The sequence below is a fragment of the Planktotalea sp. genome, assembly GCF_018607965.1.
Lineage (GTDB): Bacteria > Pseudomonadota > Alphaproteobacteria > Rhodobacterales > Rhodobacteraceae > Planktotalea.
The window spans coordinates 1-2,610 of sequence record NZ_JABBAM010000139.1 but is presented as its reverse complement, the minus strand read 5'-3'; the positions used below and the strand labels follow the sequence as shown (position 1 = coordinate 2,610).

The 2,610-nt window shown below is 53.0% G+C and carries 4 protein-coding genes; all 4 read right to left on the bottom strand.

The window, feature by feature from the left end; genetic code table 11:
- On the bottom strand, positions 1-678 hold a 678-nt coding region (locus tag QZ279_RS12675; RefSeq protein WP_293451422.1), incomplete at its 3' end, for an urease subunit alpha.
- A complete protein-coding gene (locus QZ279_RS12670; RefSeq protein WP_293451420.1) occupies positions 678-983 on the bottom strand; it encodes an urease subunit beta in 306 nt (101 codons plus the stop codon). The genes QZ279_RS12675 and QZ279_RS12670, both read right to left, overlap by 1 nt.
- A 9-nt stretch (positions 984-992) precedes the next feature.
- Positions 993-1,295, bottom strand: a complete 303-nt coding sequence (locus QZ279_RS12665; protein ID WP_293451418.1) for an urease subunit gamma — start codon at positions 1,293-1,295, stop codon at positions 993-995.
- Between the two features lie 3 nt (positions 1,296-1,298).
- A complete protein-coding gene (locus QZ279_RS12660) occupies positions 1,299-2,132 on the bottom strand; it encodes an urease accessory protein UreD (RefSeq protein WP_293451416.1) in 834 nt (277 codons plus the stop codon).
- Positions 2,133-2,610 lie beyond the last annotated feature (478 nt).

The following is a 2,610-nucleotide window of genomic DNA, read 5'->3' as shown; positions in this document are numbered from 1 at the left end:
ACAGGCCCCACCTTTGACCATCTCGACCAAGGCGTCAGGCTGGCTTGCGTTGCCTTTTCCAGCAAACGCAAGGTTCATCGGAAAGGCATCAGCGGCTTGCAGCATGCGTCCAATATGCCAAGGACCGGGGGTGCAGGTGGTAGCAAGAGTGCCGTGCGCGGGACCCGTGCCGCCGCCCAACATCGTGGTCAGGCCAGAGTGCAACGCATCTTCGATCTGTTGCGGGCAAATAAAGTGGATATGGCTGTCAAACCCACCAGCTGTTAGAATACGACCTTCACCTGCAATGGCTTCGGTGCCGGGGCCGACAATGATATCAACGCCCGGTTGGGTGTCGGGGTTGCCTGCTTTACCGATCTTGTGAATGCGCCCGTCGCGCAGGCCGACATCGGCTTTATAAATCCCTGAGTGATCAACAATCAGCGCATTGGTAATGACAGTGTCAACTGCGCCAGCCGCGCGGGTTGCTTGGGATTGCCCCATTCCGTCGCGGATGACTTTACCGCCGCCAAATTTGACCTCTTCGCCATAAGTCATACCGTTGCTGCCGTTCACGCGCTCGGCAGTCAGGTCGCGTTCGACCTCGATAATCAAATCGGTGTCGGCAAGGCGAATTTTATCACCAACAGTAGGGCCGAACATGGCGGCGTAATCGGCGCGGCTGATTGAAGTGGCCATCAGAGGTCTCCCATGACTTTGTTGTTGAAACCAAAGATGCGACGCGCACCTGACATCTCGATCAGGTGGACCTCGCGGCGCTGTCCGGGTTCAAACCGTACGGCTGTTCCTGGGGCGATATCGAGGCGGCGGCCATAGGCTGCATCGCGGTCAAAATCCAAGGCGGCGTTGCATTCTGCGAAATGATAATGGCTGCCGATTTGCACGGGGCGGTCGCCAGTATTGGCCACCATAAGGGTAATCGCCTCGCGGTCTTCATTCAGGATCAGGTCGCCGTCGGCGGGAAAAATCTCTCCGGGGATCATGAGTGACTCCTATCTGATCGGGTTGTGGACGGTGACAAGTTTGGTGCCGTCGGGAAACGTGGCCTCGACTTGAACGTCATGGATCATTTCAGGGATGCCAGACATGCATTGGTCGCGGGTGATAACATGGGCACCTGCCTCCATCATATCGGCGACAGAGCGGCCATCACGCGCGCCCTCAACGACGGCGTCTGTGATCAGCGCGATGGCTTCGGGGTAATTCAATTTGACCCCACGCGATAGCCGTTTGCGCGCCACTTCGGCAGCCATAGCGACCAGTAGTTTGTCTTTTTCTCGGGGGGTCAGTTGCATCGCTCAAAGTCTCCAGTTTTTCGGCACGGCGTTGTTGGTCAAAAGCGTGAGGATTGGGAAAAGGGCGCTACGCAGGGCATAGCTGTCAGTGGCGAGTACGCGCACGACAAGGATCGTTTCGGACAAGAGGCTTGCGCCCGCAGTCGTTGGAAGCAAGTTGCGCAAGGCAGCCAACACAGGTTTTGCATGCTGATCAACGAGAACGATGCTTGCAGCCGCGCGCGCACTGTTTGCTATGGCAGGCCGCTTTAAGTGCGCCGCGATATCGCCTTCGAGCTTGATGCGATCGTGATAGATTGGTTGACCATTCGATGTGATGGTCACGCGATCATCAAGCACCCCAGATCGCAAGGTTTCGCCCGACGCCTCGCGTCCGAAAACCAGTGGTTCAACCATCAGGAATTTAGCATTGGGGTGTACGTCAATATCAAGGCTGCGTTGTAATCTGGCCCCGTCAAACAGGATCGTTTCTTGGGGTAGCCAATATAACTGTGCCGCATTTTCAGCGTAAAGTTTGGTTCTCATGATACCCGTAGCTGACCCTGTGGCGCGATAAATGCGTTCGGCGGCTTGTGTCGTGACATTCACCTGTGCGGTTTCAAGTGCTGTGATGCTTGTAAAAAATTTGTCGCCTCCCGTCACACCACCCGCAGTGTTGATGATCACCGCCTCGATGTTCCCAGCAATTGGCCGTGGAAAAATCGCGCGGTACGATCCTTGTTGACGCAAGTTTTTTAAACGGGTGACGTCACCAGATGCGCGCTGCGCGCTTATGCTCAACTTACCACGCGCACGCTGAAGCTTGGTTGCAGAATCTATGGGAAGCTGTGTGTTCAAGGGCTCATCTAACCTAAGTCTGAACCAAGGAGTGTTGGAGAAGTTTTTTGAGTGAGACAATAAATGGAAGCGGATGGTATTCAGAATTCTAAACTATTGTCTAAATGCCTAATTATTACACCGTACCGCACAATAATTAGGCGTTAAGTGTATCCCAGAAAGTTAGCACGCGTTGAGTGTTGGTTTTTTTGAGATCGCCAGATCGATTTCTTAGCCGCTTCACCGCATCATATAATTCGATAGATACGTTCAGGATGGACCATTTGTGATCATAATCAAGTGCTTACCGAGCGTCGATGCAGCGTAACGTTAGAAGACCAGTTTTCGTGAAAGGGAGTGTAATTAGACGTTCAACGAAAACGTCTACTGGATTAAAATTGGCATTTGATTGAGATCTAAGTCCTTTAAACCCAGTGGAAACGGGATGTGCGATCAAGCTTTGGTATGTTTGGTAACTGTGTTATTTTTGAATTGAACA